Origin of the sequence: Streptomyces sp. NPDC014764 (assembly GCF_043082785.1) — a bacterium.
GTDB classification, from domain to species: Bacteria; Actinomycetota; Actinomycetes; order Streptomycetales; family Streptomycetaceae; genus Streptomyces; species Streptomyces althioticus.
Genome location: NZ_JBIBXY010000055.1, coordinates 1 through 1,230, shown reverse-complemented (window position 1 = coordinate 1,230; position 1,230 = coordinate 1). Strand labels below are relative to the sequence as shown.

Here is a 1,230-nt window from a genome sequence, read left to right as displayed (position 1 = left end):
GGTTGCGCAGGCCGGTGGCCCGGGCGGCCCGGATCCGGTCCTCGGCCCGGGCCCGCAGCCGGTGACGAAGCTCGAGCTCGGCGATCGGCCGGTCGGCGGTGTTGGTCGCGAAGCACGTGATCCGCATGCCGTCCGCGTCCGTGATCCTCAACTGGGCGCCAGGGTGGGGCCGTTCCTTGCGGACGATCAGTCGCATGCCCTTCGGCCAGCCGTCCAGCAGCTTGCCGGTGAGCTCGGCGACCCAGGCCCCGTCCCGGGCCTCACCGTCGGTCTCGACGGCCGCCGTCCAGGCCGAGGCGGGGACCTTCAGCACGTGTTCGTGGATCGCTTCGGTGATCACCATGCCGACCGAGTAGGACAGCCACCGTCCTCGCCTGGCGAGCCAGGACACGAAGTCGTGGGTGCCGCCGGCGGAGTCCGTGCGGATCAGCGTCTGCCGTCCTCGCCGGTAGTGCTTGGGCAGTTGGGCCAGGGCGAGCTGGGCGGTGGTGATGTGGTCGGCGGCCGTGTTGGAGCCCGCGTTTCCCGGTCTCAGGAGGGCGGCGACGGGCTCACCGGTTCCGCCCGGGCCGTGGTCGACGAAGGCCGTCAGCGGGTGATGGCCGTAGGTCTTCTTCCAGGTCGCGGCCGCGTCCTGCTTGTCGGAGTGGGCGATCACGAGGACGCCATCGAGATCGACTACGACCTGACCGTCGGCGTCCGGGGCGTCCTCGCCGGCCAACGACCAGACCCGGTTGCGGACTTCGGACCGTGCGGACCGGATGGCCTGCAGGGCGGTGTCGCCGAAGGCGGCGAGGGTGTCGATCAGCCGGGAGATGGTCGGGTCGGAGGCGACCGGGCCGAAGACGGCCGGCTCACACCGCAGCATCGCGACGTCCGCGAGGCAGTCCCCGCCCAGCGCGACCGCCAGGGCGACGTCCAGGAGGGCCTTGCCGGGATCATGGACGGCCCGCGGCTTGCGCCACGGCGCCAGAGCCTGGGATATGGCCTGGTCAAGACCGGTCTTGCGGACGGTTTCGACGAGCAGGATCGCCCCGGCCTGGGAGACGACCTGGCGGCCGTCGTCCTGGACGCGGACACGGGGGTAGGGCCCGATAGGGTGCTCCCCCTGGGAAGTGCCTCTGGTTTCAGCAGGAACAAGGACCTCGACAATCCTCATTCTTGCTGGTCAGAGGCACTTCCTGCTTTTCTGACCGCCTGCCGGACAGCCCGCTTCATGAAAGCGCGAGG

At 70.6% G+C, this 1,230-nt stretch carries 1 protein-coding gene; it reads right to left on the bottom strand.

The features are described from left to right. The coding region (locus tag ACF1AG_RS34820; protein WP_391811055.1) for an IS1380 family transposase at positions 1-1,159 on the bottom strand (1,159 nt) is incomplete at its 3' end. Positions 1,160-1,230 lie beyond the last annotated feature (71 nt).